10 protein-coding genes are annotated in these 14708 nt (G+C 62.7%); 7 read left to right on the top strand and 3 right to left on the bottom strand.

Features of this window, described 5'->3' with window-relative positions:
- Positions 1–395: 395 nt before the first annotated feature.
- Entirely contained in the window at positions 396–2846 is a 2451-nt protein-coding gene (locus HU752_RS02755) for a glycogen/starch/alpha-glucan phosphorylase (protein WP_186687340.1), read from the bottom strand.
- 264 nt (positions 2847–3110) lie between these two features.
- Here HU752_RS02755 and HU752_RS02750 point away from each other — a divergent pair, with 264 nt between their 5' ends.
- On the top strand, positions 3111–3545 hold the full coding sequence (locus HU752_RS02750; RefSeq protein WP_186687343.1) for a YkgJ family cysteine cluster protein: 435 nt from the start codon (positions 3111–3113) through the stop codon (positions 3543–3545).
- Positions 3546–4517: 972 nt separating this feature from the next.
- Here the strand turns inward: HU752_RS02750 and typA are convergent.
- Together typA and thiI are read right to left on the bottom strand one after the other, a co-directional pair.
- Positions 4518–6338, bottom strand: a complete 1821-nt coding sequence (gene typA / locus HU752_RS02745) for a translational GTPase TypA (protein WP_186683765.1) — start codon at positions 6336–6338, stop codon at positions 4518–4520.
- 139 nt (positions 6339–6477) lie between these two features.
- Entirely contained in the window at positions 6478–7932 is a 1455-nt protein-coding gene (thiI, locus tag HU752_RS02740; protein WP_186683766.1) for a tRNA uracil 4-sulfurtransferase ThiI, read from the bottom strand.
- Between the two features lie 332 nt (positions 7933–8264).
- Here thiI and glnA point away from each other — a divergent pair, with 332 nt between their 5' ends.
- The 6 genes from glnA to ntrC all read left to right on the top strand — a co-directional run bounded on the left by glnA (position 8265) and on the right by ntrC (position 14434).
- The gene (glnA, locus tag HU752_RS02735) at positions 8265–9671 is read left to right on the top strand and encodes a type I glutamate--ammonia ligase (protein WP_186683768.1); all 1407 of its coding nucleotides are present in this window, start codon (positions 8265–8267) and stop codon (positions 9669–9671) included.
- 192 nt (positions 9672–9863) lie between these two features.
- Positions 9864–10424, top strand: a complete 561-nt coding sequence (locus HU752_RS02730) for a chorismate mutase (RefSeq protein WP_186683769.1) — start codon at positions 9864–9866, stop codon at positions 10422–10424.
- A gap of 65 nt (positions 10425–10489) precedes the next feature.
- Positions 10490–11020 (top strand): DUF4124 domain-containing protein, encoded by a 531-nt coding sequence (locus HU752_RS02725; protein WP_186683770.1) that lies wholly within the window; start codon positions 10490–10492, stop codon positions 11018–11020.
- Positions 11021–11027: 7 nt separating this feature from the next.
- Positions 11028–11666, top strand: coding sequence for a DUF4124 domain-containing protein (locus HU752_RS02720; protein ID WP_186683771.1), 639 nt, complete (start codon positions 11028–11030; stop codon positions 11664–11666).
- Between the two features lie 249 nt (positions 11667–11915).
- The gene (gene glnL / locus HU752_RS02715) at positions 11916–13001 is read left to right on the top strand and encodes a nitrogen regulation protein NR(II) (protein ID WP_186683772.1); all 1086 of its coding nucleotides are present in this window, start codon (positions 11916–11918) and stop codon (positions 12999–13001) included.
- Positions 12998–14434 (top strand): nitrogen regulation protein NR(I), encoded by a 1437-nt coding sequence (gene ntrC, locus HU752_RS02710; protein ID WP_054057998.1) that lies wholly within the window; start codon positions 12998–13000, stop codon positions 14432–14434. The genes glnL and ntrC overlap by 4 nt, the downstream gene beginning before the upstream one ends.
- The last annotated feature ends 274 nt before the right edge of the window (positions 14435–14708 follow it).

Genomic DNA, 14708 nt, shown 5'->3' with positions numbered 1-14708 from the left:
CGAACCGACAGCACACACCGCCACTTGCGGGAAACTCTGGGATTCTGCGCAAGGCTTGGCAGCCTGTTCGCGGATAAATCCTGCTCCCACAAGGTATGAGCCAGGCGCGGCCAGTGTGGGAGCCGGCTTGCTGGCGATGGCGGCGTGTCAGGCAACGAAGATGTCGACTGTCGGATCGCTATCGCCAGCAAGCCTGCTCCCACAAGGTACGAGCCAGGCGCGGCCAGTGTGGGAGCAGGATTTATCCGCGAGTGGCTCTCAGGTCTTGTGCAAAACCAAAGAGTCTCCCACCGGAGGGTTGCGTGTCTTGGGGCAAGGCCCCGGCCAATTTGTCGCGTAGTATATCGATCCGGCCCCACCAGAGTGGGGCCGGCCTCACAAGTTATTGCAAAAGATTACTCAAGCGCCTTCCAGATCTCGGTGGCGTATTCACGGATGGTCCGGTCCGAGGAAAACCAGCCCATGCGGGCGCTGTTCAACACGGCAGAACGCCACCATTCCTTGCTGTCGTGCCAAAGCGCCTCGACCCGCCCCTGGGCGGCCCAGTAGGCGTCGAAGTCGGCGCAGACCAGGAAACGGTCGTAGTCGATCAGCGAATCGACCAGGCCGACGTAACGGGCCGGATCGTCCGGGGAAAACACTCCGCCACGAATGGCCTGCAGCACGTCGTTGAGTCGATGGGAAGCGGCCACGTCCTGTGCCGCGCTGAACTCGCCATTGCGCTTGCGCGACTCGACCTGCTGGGCACTGAGGCCAAAGATGAACATGTGCTCCTGGCCGACCCGCTCGCACATTTCCACGTTGGCACCGTCCATCGTGCCGATGGTCAGCGCACCATTGAGGCCGAACTTCATGTTGCTGGTGCCCGAGGCCTCGAAGCCGGCGGTGGAGATCTGCTCCGACAGGTCGGCGGCCGGGATGATGCTTTCCGCCAGGCTGACGTTGTAGTTGGGCAGGAACACCACCTTGAGCAGGCCGCGCACGGTCGGGTCGTTGTTGACCGTGCGGGCGATGTCGTTGGTCAGCTTGATGATCAGCTTGGCCTGGTGATAACTCGCGGCCGCCTTGCCGGCGAAGATCTTCACCCGTGGCACCCAGTCGGTTTCCGGCTCGGCGCGGATCGCCTGGTACAGCGCCACGGTGTGCAGCAGGTTGAGCAACTGGCGCTTGTACTCGTGGATACGCTTGACCTGCACATCGAACATCGCCGCCGGGTTGACCGCGATGCCCAGCCGCTCCTGGATCAACGCTGCCAGGGCCCGCTTGTTGTGCAGGCGCTGCTCGGCGAACTGCTTGCGAAAACCGGCCTTCTCGGCAAAGGGTTCCAGGCCCAGCAGCAGTTCCTCGGGACTGTCCAGCACCTCGGCGCCGAGTGCATCGACCATCATCTCGGTCAGCCTGGGATTGGCCTGATACAGCCAACGGCGGAAGGTGATGCCGTTGGTCTTGTTGTTGATCCGCTCCGGGTAGAGCTTGTGCAGTTCGGAGAACACCGTGCTGCGCATCAACTGCGTGTGCAACCCGGACACACCGTTGACGCTGTGCGACCCGAGGAACGCCAGGTTGCCCATGCGCACCCGGCGACCGTTGTCCTCCTCGATCAGCGACACCGAGCGCAGCACGTCGAAGTCGTGGATGCCCTTGGCCCGTAGCGCATCGATGTGCTGGGCGTTGATCAGGTAGATGATCTGCATGTGCCGCGGCAGCATGCGTTCCATCAGGCCCACCGGCCAGGTTTCCAGGGCTTCGGGCAGCAGGGTGTGGTTGGTGTAGGAAAGCGTCTCGACGGTGACCTGCCAGGCGGCGTCCCAGGTGACGCCATGCAGGTCGACCAGTTGCCGCATCAGCTCGGCCACGGCGATCGAGGGGTGGGTATCGTTCAGCTGGATAGCCGCATGTTCGCCGAGGCTGAGCACCGAGTCGTGCATGTTCTTGTGCCGGCGCAGCAGGTCCTGCAGCGACGCCGAAACGAAGAAATACTCCTGGCGCAGCCGCAGCTCCTGGCCGGCCTCGGTGCTGTCCGCCGGGTAGAGCACGCGGGAGATGCTTTCCGCCCTGGCCACCTCGGCCACCGCACCGAGGTGGTCACCGGCATTGAAGCGCTCCAGGTGCAGCTCTTCCGTGGCCCGCGCACGCCACAGGCGCAGGGTGTTCACACTGGCCCCGCGCCAACCGACCACCGGCGTGTCGTAGGCCACTGCCCGCACGGTCTCCGCCGGCCACCAGACCTGGCGGGCCTGGCCGGTCTCGTCGTGCACCGTTTCGACGCTGCCGCCGAAGCCCACCGGGTAGATCACCTCGGCACGCTCGAATTCCCAGGGGTTGCCGAAGTCCAGCCAGTTCTCGGTCTGCTCCTGCTGCCAGCCGTCGACGACCGCCTGGCGGAACAGCCCGTGCTCGTAGCGGATGCCATAGCCATGACCGGCGATGCCGAGCGTCGACATGCTCTCCATGAAGCAGGCCGCCAAGCGCCCCAGGCCGCCGTTGCCCAGCGCCGCGTCCGGCTCCAGCAGGCGGATGCGCTCCAGGTCGACGCCGAGGTCCACCAGCGCCTCACGGGCGATGTCCAGCAGGCCGAGGTTGCTCAGGCTGTCGTACAGCAAGCGGCCGATGAGGAACTCCAGGGAAAGGTAATAGACCCGCTTCTGCCCCTTTCGATAGATCTGTCGCGTGTGATCCATCCAGTGCTCGACCATGTGGTCGCGGGCGGCCAGGGCAATCGCCTCGAACCAGTCATGGTCGAAGGCATGGTCGGGATCCTTACCCACCGAGTAGGTGAGTTTGGCAAGGACGGCGGCACGAAAGGCAGCCACCTCAGCTTCACGGACAAGCGTTTCCTGAGACATCGATGCGACCTCTAGCGAGATGGACGATTTAAAAGACGAGTTGTCTGAGCCTAGTCGGTTCGACACAAGGCGATGGCTCTGGTTCGGGGTTTTTTTCCAAGCGGCACGGGAAGAGTCGCCAAATGGCGAGGGCGTTTAACCAGTCAACAGGCGGGAAATTTGCGCGACGAAGCGTCGATTGTGCGAAAAACCGTCAAAAGGTTGTTCACAAATCCACCAGCCCCGGTATGATCGCGCGCCCGATACACCCCCGGATGCCACCTGATGAAACCGACCCTGATCGCAGCCGCAGAGCTCGACCGCCTCGAAACCTGGCAGAAGTACTCCAGCCACATGTGCGGCAGCTGCATGTCCAGCTGCTGCACCTTGCCCGTCGAAGTGAAGATCAAGGACCTGATCCGCATCGGCATCGTCGATGAATTCGAGCGTGGCGAACCGGCGAAGAACATCGCCAAGCGCCTGCAGAAGGAAGGCATCGTCGAGCGCTACAACCAGAAGTCGGAGATCTTCACCCTGCAGCGCATGAGCAACAACGATTGCCTGTACCTGGACCGCAAGACCCGGCTGTGCACCATCTACGACAAGCGTCCGGACACCTGCCGCAACCACCCGAAGATCGGTCCGCGCCCGGGCTACTGCGCCTACAAGCCCAAGCCCCAGGAGCGCCAGGCGCCGAGCCGGAACCTGGAGCGGTTCTGACCCAGGCACGCGGCAGGTAGCACCCTTGTGACACCAGCCCTGGTGGCGAGCGGGCTTGCCCGCGCTGGGGCGCGAAGCGGCCCTGAAACCTGTCGGCGCGGTGCATCAGGCACAACGAGGTCGCTGGGCTTGCGGCTGCGTTGCAGCCGAGCGCAGGCAAGCCTGCTCGCCACAACAGCATGCTCGCGCAACTTCACCCACCCAAAGGCTCACCCTTCACCCCCAAAGGCTCCCCCCTACCCTGTGGTGAGCGGGCTTGCCCGCGCTGGGGCGCGAAGCGGCCCTGAAACCTGCCCGCGCGGTGTATCAGGCACAAGGAGGTCGCTGGGCTTGCGGCTGCATTGCAGCCGAACGCAGGCAAGCCTGCTCGCCACAACAGCGTGCTCGCGCAACTTCACCCAACCAAAGGCCCCCCCCAACCCTGTGGTGAGCGGGCTTGCCCGCGCTGGGGCGCGAAGCGGCCCTGAAACCTGTCGGTGCGGTGTATCAGGCACAAGGAGGTCGCTGGGCTTGCGGCTGCGTTGCAGCCGAGCGCAGGCAAGCCTGCTCGCCACAACAGCATGCTCGCGCAACTTCACCCAACCAAAGGTCCCCCCCCCCCCTGTGGTGAGCGGGCTTGCCCGCGCTGGGGCGCGAAGCGGCCCTGAAACCTGCCCGCGCGGTGTATCAGGCACAAGGAGGTCGCTGGGCTTGCGGCTGCGTTGCAGCCGAGCGCAGGCAAGCCTGCTCGCCACAACAGCGTGCTTGCTACAACAGCATGCTGGCTAAAACAGTCTGTTTGATCGTTCCCACGCTCTGCGTGGGAATGCCTCCCAGGACGCATGGCGTCCGCCCTTGTGACGCAGAGCGTCACGGGCTACGTTCCCACGCGGAGCGTGGGAACGATCAGTCTCTCCAGTGTTCTCCCGGACATAAAAAAACGCCCCCGGCCTTTCGACCGGGGGCGTTTTTCATTCAGCCCGGGCTAGAAGATCAAGCCTTGGCTTTCTTGGCAGCGCGGGTACGCTCGCCTTCGTCCAGGATCTTCTTGCGCAGACGGATCGACTTCGGCGTGACTTCGCACAGCTCGTCGTCCTGGATGAATTCCAGGGCCTGTTCCAGGGTGTGGCGAACTGGCGGAACCAGGGCGATCACCTCGTCCTTGCCCGAAGCACGCATGTTGTCGAGCTTCTTGCCCTTGGTCGGGTTGACGCCCAGGTCGTTGTCACGGCTGTTCAGACCGATGATCTGGCCGTTGTAGATGTCCTGGCCGTGCTCGATGAACAGCTTGCCGCGAGCCTGCAGGGTTTCCAGCGAGTAGGTCAGCGCCTTGCCGGTCTCGATCGAAACCAGTACACCGTTCAGGCGGCCGGACATGTGGCCTGGCTTCATGGTGTCGTAGCGATCGAAGATCGAGGTCAGGATGCCTGCACCGTTGGTCAGGGTCAGGAACTGGTTACGGAAGCCGATCAGGCCACGAGCTGGAACGTTGTACTCCAGACGTACACGACCCTTGCCATCCGGCGCCATGTTGGTCAGGTCGCCCTTACGCAGGCCCATTTCTTCCATGACCTTGCCCTGGGATTCTTCAGGGATGTCGATGGTGACGTTTTCGAACGGTTCCTGCTTCACGCCGTTCACTTCGCGGATGATCACTTCCGGACGGCCTACGGCCATTTCGAAGCCTTCGCGACGCATGGTTTCGATCAGAACCGACAGGTGCAGCTCACCACGGCCGGAAACCTTGAACTTGTCGGCCGAGTCGCCTTCTTCAACGCGCAGTGCCACGTTGTACAGCAGCTCCTTGTCCAGACGCTCCTTGATGTTCCGGGAGGTCACGAACTTGCCTTCCTTGCCGCAGAATGGCGAGTCGTTGACCTGGAAGGTCATGGAAACGGTTGGCTCGTCAACGGTCAGGGGCTTCATCGCCTCGACGGTGTTCATGTCGCACAGGGTGTCGGAGATGAACAGTTCGTCGAAACCGCTGATGCAGACGATGTCGCCGGCAGCGGCTTCTTCGACGTCCACACGGTGCAGACCGTGGTGACCCATCAGCTTCAGGATACGGCCGTTACGCTTCTTGCCGTCGACATCGATCGCCACCACCGGGGTGTTTGGCTTGATGCGACCGCGAGCGATACGACCAACGCCGATCACACCCAGGAAGCTGTTGTAGTCCAGAGCGGAGATCTGCATCTGGAACGGACCATCGCGGTCAACGGCCGGAGCTGGCACGTTGTCGACGATCGACTGGTACAGCGGGGTCATGTCTTCGGCCATGTCGGTGTGGTCCAGACCGGCGATGCCGTTCAGGGCCGAGGCGTAGACGACCTTGAAGTCCAGCTGTTCGTCGGTGGCACCGAGGTTGTCGAACAGGTCGAAGATCTGGTCCAGAACCCAGTCAGGACGCGCGCCCGGACGGTCAACCTTGTTGATCACGACGATTGGCTTCAGGCCGGCTTCGAAAGCCTTCTTGGTCACGAAGCGGGTTTGCGGCATAGGGCCGTCCTGGGCGTCGACCAGCAGCAGCACGGAGTCGACCATCGACATCACGCGCTCTACTTCACCACCGAAGTCGGCGTGGCCGGGGGTGTCCACGATGTTGATGTGGTAGCCGTTCCAGTTGATGGCGGTGTTTTTCGCCAGAATGGTAATGCCGCGCTCTTTTTCCTGGTCGTTGGAGTCCATCACGCGCTCGTCGTTGAGCTCGTTGCGCTCCAGGGTGCCGGATTGACGCAGCAGTTTGTCAACCAGGGTGGTCTTGCCATGGTCAACGTGGGCGATGATGGCGATGTTGCGTAGATTTTCGATCACTTGTGTATCTCGATCAGAGGATTCGGTGTGCTGACAAGTCTTGGCAGCGATTGACGGTAGTGTCCGGCGTGGCCGTTACAGCTTGACGGCGGCGTCGGGGGGCCGGTGACGCAGGCCACAGGCAAACAGCCCCGGGCACTTAGCTCGGTCGATAAACGCGCACATTGGCATGCCCCTCACTGAGCAAATGGTGGGCATGCAGGCGACTCATCACGCCTTTGTCGCAATACAGCAGGTACTGGCGAGTAGGGTCCAGTTCCTTGAAACGAGCATTCAGTGCATAGAACGGCATCGTTTGTACCTCGATGCCAGCCAGTTCCAGCGGGTCGTCTTCCTGGGCATCCGGATGCCGGATGTCGATGACGATATGACCCGCCAGCGCCTCGCTGACTTCTTCGATCTGCAGATCCTGGCCCAGTTCGTCGATCACGTGATCGATCGAGACCAGCTTGGCGCGTTCGAGCGCACGCTCGAGGATCGCCATGTCGAACGCTTTCTCTTCGTGCTCCACGCGGTAGCGCTTGGCGTGGGTCTTGGGGTTGACCGAAATCACCCCGCAGTACTCCGGCATGTGCCGGGCGAAGTTGCCGGTACCGATCTGGTCGGCCAGGTCGATGATGTCCTGCTTGTGACTGGCGATCAGCGGACGGATCACCAGCTTCTCGGTCACGCAGTCGATTACCGACAGGTTTGGCAGCGTTTGGCTGGACACCTGGGAAATCGCCTCGCCGGTGACCAGCGCATCGATATGCAACCGCTCGGCCATCGCCGAAGCCGCCCGCAACATCATACGCTTCAATACTACGCCCATATGACCGTTATCGACCTTGCCGAGAATTTCTCCCAGCACTTCCTCGAACGGTACGCTGATGAACAGCACGCGATGGGAGCTGCCGTACTTCTTCCAGAGGAAGTGGGCGACTTCCATCACGCCCAGCTCGTGGGCGCGACCGCCCAGGTTGAAGAAGCAGAAATGGGTCATCAGGCCGCGACGCATCATCTGGTAGGCGGCGACGGTGGAGTCGAAACCACCGGACATCAGCGTCACGGTCTGCTCCACCGAGCCCAGCGGGAAGCCGCCGAGGCCTTCATGCTGGCCGTGGATGACGAACAGCCGCTGGTCGCGAATCTCGATCCGCACCTCGACCTCGGGGTCCTTCAGGGAAATCCCCGCAGCACCGCATTCGCGCCGCAGGCGGCTGCCGACATGCTTCTCGACATCCATCGAGCTGAAGCTGTGCTTGCCGCCACGCTTGCAGCGTACCGAGAAGATCTTGCCCGGCAGCACGTCAGCGTAGTGCTGCAGGCACTTGGCGGTGATGTCGTCGAAGTCGCCCAGCGGGTACTCGTCGACCTGCAGCAGGTGGGCGATACCCGGCGTGCAGCACAGGCGCTCCTTGAACTCCTGCAGGGCCTTCGGATCGGTCAGCGCGGTTTCCAGCTCGAGGTTGTCCCACACGCCATTCACCACCACGGCCGGGTCCAGATCCTTGAGCACGGCACGGATGTTCTTCGCCAACTGGCGAATGAAGCGCGTCCGGACAGGACGGCTCTTGATGGTGATTTCGGGGAAGACTTTTACGATTAGTTTCATGAAAACAGCGCGCGAACGGCCGGCCGAAAAAAGTGGGGCGCGGATTATAGCGGAAATTGCTCAAGGTTTGACCAGTTATTGTACGGACGGTTTTATGCGCACCAAAACGGGTCATCACAGCGCTTTTTGGCACCACAAAGGTGCGGGCAACGCCCGAAAATTCTCCTATGCTGGCTGGAACGCTTGAGATTGGGGCAAAAAACCCATCACGGGGCACTGGCATGCAATTTGCTCCCTTGTGAGGCAGGTTGCCTTGGCCGAGTATTCGCGCCGGCATCACTACTATTTCAGGGCTACTCCAATATCCAGCCCGAAGCCACCCGGAGGACACCATGTCGAAGTCGGTTCAACTCATCAAAGATCATGACGTTAAGTGGATTGATCTGCGCTTCACGGACACCAAAGGTACTCAGCACCACGTGACCATGCCGGCCCGTGATGCGCTGGATGAAGATTTCTTCGAAATCGGCAAGATGTTCGACGGTTCCTCCATCGCTGGCTGGAAAGGCATCGAAGCTTCCGACATGATCCTGATGCCGGACGACAGCACCGCCGTGCTCGATCCGTTCACCGAAGAGCCGACCCTGATCCTGGTCTGCGACGTGATCGAACCTTCGACCATGCAAGGTTACGACCGCGACCCACGCGCCATCGCCCGTCGCGCCGAGGAATACCTGAAGTCCACCGGTATCGGTGACACCGCCTTCTTCGGTCCAGAGCCTGAGTTCTTCATCTTCGACTCGGTCAAGTTCAAGTCCGACATCTCCGGCTCCATGTTCAAGATCTTCTCGGAACAAGGTTCCTGGATGTCCGACCAGGACGTGGAAGGCGGCAACAAGGGCCACCGTCCAGGCGTGAAAGGCGGCTACTTCCCAGTGCCTCCGTTCGACCACGACCACGAAATCCGTACCTCCATGTGCAACGCGCTGGAAGAGATGGGCCAGACCGTCGAAGTTCACCACCACGAAGTGGCGACTGCCGGCCAGAACGAAATCGGCGTGAAGTTCAACACCCTGGTTGCCAAGGCTGACGAAGTCCAGACCCTGAAGTACGTCGTGCACAACGTGGCTGATGCCTACGGCCGCACCGCGACCTTCATGCCAAAACCGCTGTACGGCGACAACGGCTCGGGCATGCACGTTCACGTGTCCATCTCCAAGGATGGCAAGAACACCTTCTCCGGCGAAGGTTATGCCGGCCTGTCCGATACCGCCCTGTACTTCATCGGCGGCATCATCAAGCACGGTAAGGCCCTGAACGGCTTCACCAACCCTTCGACCAACTCCTACAAGCGTCTGGTCCCAGGCTTCGAAGCTCCAGTGATGCTGGCCTACTCGGCTCGCAACCGTTCCGCCTCGATCCGTATTCCTTACGTCAACAGCCCCAAGGCTCGTCGTATCGAAGCGCGCTTCCCGGACCCGGCTGCCAACCCATACCTGGCTTTCGCTGCCCTGATGATGGCGGGCCTGGACGGTATCCAGAACAAGATCCACCCAGGCGACGCTGCCGACAAGAACCTGTACGACCTGCCGCCTGAAGAGGCCAAGGAAATCCCACAGGTTTGCGGTAGCCTGAAAGAAGCCCTGGAAGAGCTGGACAAGGGCCGTGCGTTCCTGACCAAGGGCGGCGTTTTCAGCGACGACTTCATCGACGCCTACATCGAGCTCAAGAGCGAAGAAGAAATCAAGGTCCGCACCTTCGTACACCCACTGGAATATGAGCTGTACTACAGCTGCTAATCCGGTCGCGCCCGCCCAGGCAGGCGCAGCTTGAAAAATGCCCCGCATCGAAAGATGCGGGGCATTTTTTATGGGCGCGGCGCCAGCGGCTCCGGCCATGCGGCATTTTCATGAAAATGCACTGGCGCTGGCAGGGCCTTGTGGCGTTAACTCTGGACCCTGCCCCACCACCGGAAAAGTCGAAGCCCGCCCATGCCGCTGAACAAACGCCTTGCCAGCCTGTTGCTCGCCTCCTGCCTGAGCACCAGCGCACTGGCCGCCACCCCACCCGCCCCGAACAGCCTGGCGCCACTGCTGCAGACCATCAGCGAGCGCCTGACCATCGCCAACCAGGTGGCCCTGACCAAATGGGACAGCGGCAAGCCGGTCGAGGACAGCCCGCGCGAACAACAGGTGATCGCCAACGCCCGGGAACAGGCGCAGGCCTATCAGCTCAAGCCCGAGGAAGTCGGCCAGTTCGTCGCCGCGCAGATCGAAGCCAACAAACTGGTGCAATACGCGCTGCTGGCCAAGTGGCACAACAGCGGCAAGGCACCGGTGATCGCCCGCCCCGACCTGGTCACACAGATCCGTCCGGTCATGGATCAACTGCAGGTCAAGCTGCTGCAGCAGTACGCCGCGTTCACCCCCTATCGGCAGGACCCGAACTGCCTGGCCTGGCTGACCCAGGCGCGCCGTGACCTGGCCTCCGACAGCATCCACGACCTGGCCCTGGTACGTGCCGTGGGCGAATTGTGCCAGCGACCACAGTGAAAAGGGCGGCGGTTCTGCTCTATGCTGACAGCTTGTCACGTCCAGGACGCTCACCGGGAACCGCCATGGGTCGACCCCTGCTCTATCTGCTGCTGGCCTGCTTCGCCCTGCCGGCGTCGGCGCAGATCTACAAGTACACCGATGCCAACGGCAACACCGCCTACAGCAGCCAGCCGCCCGACGGCCTGCCCGCCCAGACCGTGGAGTTGCCACCGCTGAACAGCGTCGAGACGCAGAAACCGGGAACACCGACACCCGCCCGGCCGGTGGCCGCACAAGCGACCGGGACGCAGGAAGCCGTTGCCCCCTACAGCGCGCTGGAACTGACGGATATCCCGACCGACGAAGCCCTGCGCGCCAACAACGGCACCTTCACCGTCGGCGTGAAGATCGAGCCGCGCCTGCAACGCCAGCACCTGCTGCGACTGGTCCTCGATGGCGCCCCCTACGGCCAGTCGAGCAACGTCCCGCGCCTGCAACTGGTGAATGTCGACCGGGGCGACCACACGCTCGCCGTGCAAGTGCTGGACGGCGAGAAGGTCGTGCAGCAGAGTCCGGCCGTGACCTTCACCGTCCAGCGGGTGCACAAGCCTTGAGCCACCCATGATCGGATCGCTTCTTCGGGCATTGGGCCTGGCCTTGCCGCTCGTCGCCCTGCCGGCGGCGGCCGAGATCTATACCTACACCGATAGCCAGGGCAACCGGGTGTTTACCGACCAGCCCCATAAAGGTGCGACACGCGTACCGCTGACGCCGAGCAACCGCATGTCGGCCAATCCGCACGGCCAAGCCCCCAAGCCCAGTGTGAGCAAGACCACCCCCAGGCCCGGCCCGATCTTCCACTACCAGATGGTCCGCGTCCTGGTACCCGACCCGGACGCCACGGTGCGCAGCGCCGAGGGCAACCTGATCGTCAGCGTCACCAGCGAACCCGGCCTGCAGGCCGGCCATGGCTACCGCCTGCTGCTGGACGGCAAACCCACCCGCGAGGCCGGCACCAGCCCGGTATTTGCCCTGGAGAACATCGATCGCGGCACGCACCAGCTCGCCGTGGAAATCCTCGACGAACATGGCCGGATCGCCGAACGCACCGCCAACCAGCCATTCCACATGGTGCGCATGTCCCTCAGCCAGAAACGCCAGGCCAAGCCCTGCCAACTCGCCGACTATGGGCAGCGCCCGGAATGCCCGCTGGCGGACAAGCCCAAGGAAGAAGAAAGCAGCATCCTGCCATTTCTGTAGTTCACGTCACAAAAGCACCAAAGCAGTGCACTAAACTACTTCTTGATCCGAAGCCGATCCCATTTTGGGTCGAAACGACCTGCCAACGCCGCAAGAACGCCACTCAATCGAGCCTGAAATGCCCATTTTCAGGCGATTCGCGCTTCTTTTCGGAGCCTTGGTTTGGTTTTTGCATTTTCCCCATATCGGCGCCTTAGTCCGCGCGCAAACGGGACGACTCCCGTTTGACATGCTCCAAAAGAGGTCCCCATGACCATCAGCGACGCCCTGCACAGACTGTTACTCGACAACCTGACCACCGCGACCATCCTGCTCAACGCCGAACTGCGCCTTGAGTACATGAACCCCGCGGCCGAAATGTTGCTCGCCATCAGCGGCCAGCGCAGCCATGGTCAATTCATCAGCGAGCTGTTCACCGAGTCGACCGAGGCCCTCAACTCCCTGCGCCAGGCCGTCGAGCAGGCACATCCCTTCACCAAGCGCGAAGCCATGCTGACCGCCCTGACCGGCCAGACCCTGACCGTCGACTACGCTGTGACGCCCATTCTCAGCCAGGGCGAAACCCTGCTGTTGCTGGAAGTCCACCCGCGCGACCGGCTGCTGCGGATCACCAAGGAAGAGGCCCAGCTGTCCAAGCAGGAAACCACCAAGATGCTGGTGCGGGGCCTGGCCCACGAGATCAAGAATCCCCTCGGCGGGATTCGCGGCGCCGCCCAGTTGCTGGCCCGCGAGCTGCCGGAAGAAAGCCTCAAGGACTACACCAACGTCATCATCGAGGAGGCCGACCGCCTGCGAAACCTGGTCGATCGCATGCTCGGTTCGAACAAGCTGCCGTCATTGGCGATGACCAACGTCCACGAAGTGCTGGAACGGGTCTGCAGCCTGGTGGAGGCCGAAAGCCAGGGCTGCATCACCCTGGTGCGCGACTACGACCCGAGCATCCCCGACCTGCTGATCGACCGCGAACAGATGATCCAGGCCGTGCTCAACATCGTGCGCAACGCCATGCAGGCCATCAGCAGCCAGAACGAGCTGCGCCTGGGCCGCATCAGCCTGCGCACCCGCGCCATCCGCCAGTTCACCATCGGCCACGTGCGCCACCGCCTGGTGACCAAGATCGAGATCATCGACAACGGCCCGGGCATTCCTGCCGAACTTCAGGAAACCATCTTCTATCCAATGGTCAGCGGTCGTCCCGACGGTACCGGGCTGGGCCTGGCCATTACCCAGAACATCATCAGCCAGCATCAGGGCCTGATCGAGTGCGATAGCCATCCTGGCCACACCACGTTCTCGATCTTCCTGCCCCTGGAACAAGGAGCCACATCGACATGAGCCGTAGTGAAACCGTGTGGATCGTCGATGACGACCGTTCTATCCGTTGGGTTCTGGAAAAAGCCCTGCAACAGGAAGGCATGACCACCCAGAGCTTCGACAGCGCCGACGGCGTGATGAGCCGCCTGGCCCGCCAGCAGCCGGACGTGATCATTTCCGACATCCGCATGCCTGGCGCCAGTGGCCTGGACCTGCTGGCGCGGATCCGCGAACAGCATCCGCGCCTGCCAGTGATCATCATGACTGCGCACTCCGACCTGGACAGCGCTGTCGCGTCGTACCAGGGCGGCGCCTTCGAGTACCTGCCCAAGCCGTTCGACGTCGACGAGGCGGTCTCACTGGTCAAGCGCGCCAACCAGCACGCCCAGGAACAGCAGGGCCTGGATGCCCCGCCGACGCTGACCCGCACCCCGGAAATCATCGGCGAAGCGCCGGCGATGCAGGAGGTGTTCCGTGCGATCGGCCGCCTGAGCCACTCGAACATCACCGTGCTGATCAACGGCGAATCCGGTACCGGCAAGGAACTGGTCGCCCACGCCCTGCACCGCCACAGCCCACGGGCCGCATCGCCGTTCATCGCCTTGAACATGGCGGCGATCCCCAAGGACCTGATGGAGTCGGAGCTGTTCGGCCATGAAAAGGGCGCCTTCACCGGCGCGGCCAACCTGCGCCGCGGACGCTTCGAACAGGCCGACGGCGGCACGCTGTTCCTCGACGAGATCGGCGACATGCCGGCGGACACCCAGACCCGGTTGCTGCGGGTCCTGGCGGACGGCGAATTCTATCGGGTCGGCGGGCATACCCCGGTCAAGGTGGACGTACGCATCATCGCGGCCACCCACCAGAACCTGGAAACGCTGGTGCACGCCGGCAAATTCCGTGAAGACCTGTTCCACCGCCTGAACGTGATCCGCATCCATATCCCGCGGCTGTCGGACCGTCGTGAGGACATCCCGACCCTGGCCAAGCACTTCCTGGGACGCGCCGCACAGGAATTGTCGGTGGAGCCCAAGCTGCTGAAGCCGGAAACCGAGGAATACCTGAAGAACCTGCCGTGGCCGGGCAACGTGCGCCAGCTGGAGAACACCTGCCGCTGGATCACCGTCATGGCCTCCGGTCGCGAGGTGCACATCAGCGACCTGCCACCGGAGCTGCTGAACCTGCCGCAGGACTCGGCACCGGTCACCAACTGGGAGCAGGCCCTGCGCCAGTGGGCCGACCAGGCGCTCGCCCGGGGCCAATCGAGCCTGCTCGACAGCGCCGTGCCGAGCTTCGAGCGGATCATGATCGAGACCGCGCTCAAGCACACTGCCGGCCGCCGTCGCGACGCCGCCGTGCTGCTGGGCTGGGGCCGCAACACCTTGACCCGCAAGATCAAGGAGCTGGGCATGAAGGTCGATGGCGGGGATGACGAGGACAGCGAAGAAGCCTGATCCCCCCGCGTCGAACGAAGCCCTCGGTAGCCCGGCTACCGAGGGCTTTTTATTAGCACTCTGATCGTTCCCACGCTCTGCGTAGGAATGCAGCCAGTGACGCTCCGCGTCACAAGGGCCGCCGAGCGTCCGGGGAGGCATTCCCACGCAAAGCATGGGAACAATCTGAGGGCTTTCCACCGCAGGCAACCATCGACCAACGCACCATGAGAATGCGCCCTGACCCGTGATCGGGCAGCCCCCAAGGCCCAGCAGTTGGCAGGCTCTTGCGCGC

It is taken from the genome of Pseudomonas vanderleydeniana, from assembly GCF_014268755.2.
GTDB classification, from domain to species: domain Bacteria; phylum Pseudomonadota; class Gammaproteobacteria; order Pseudomonadales; family Pseudomonadaceae; genus Aquipseudomonas; species Aquipseudomonas vanderleydeniana.
Note: the sequence above shows the minus strand (reverse complement) of the source record. Positions and strands in the feature narration are given on the sequence as shown.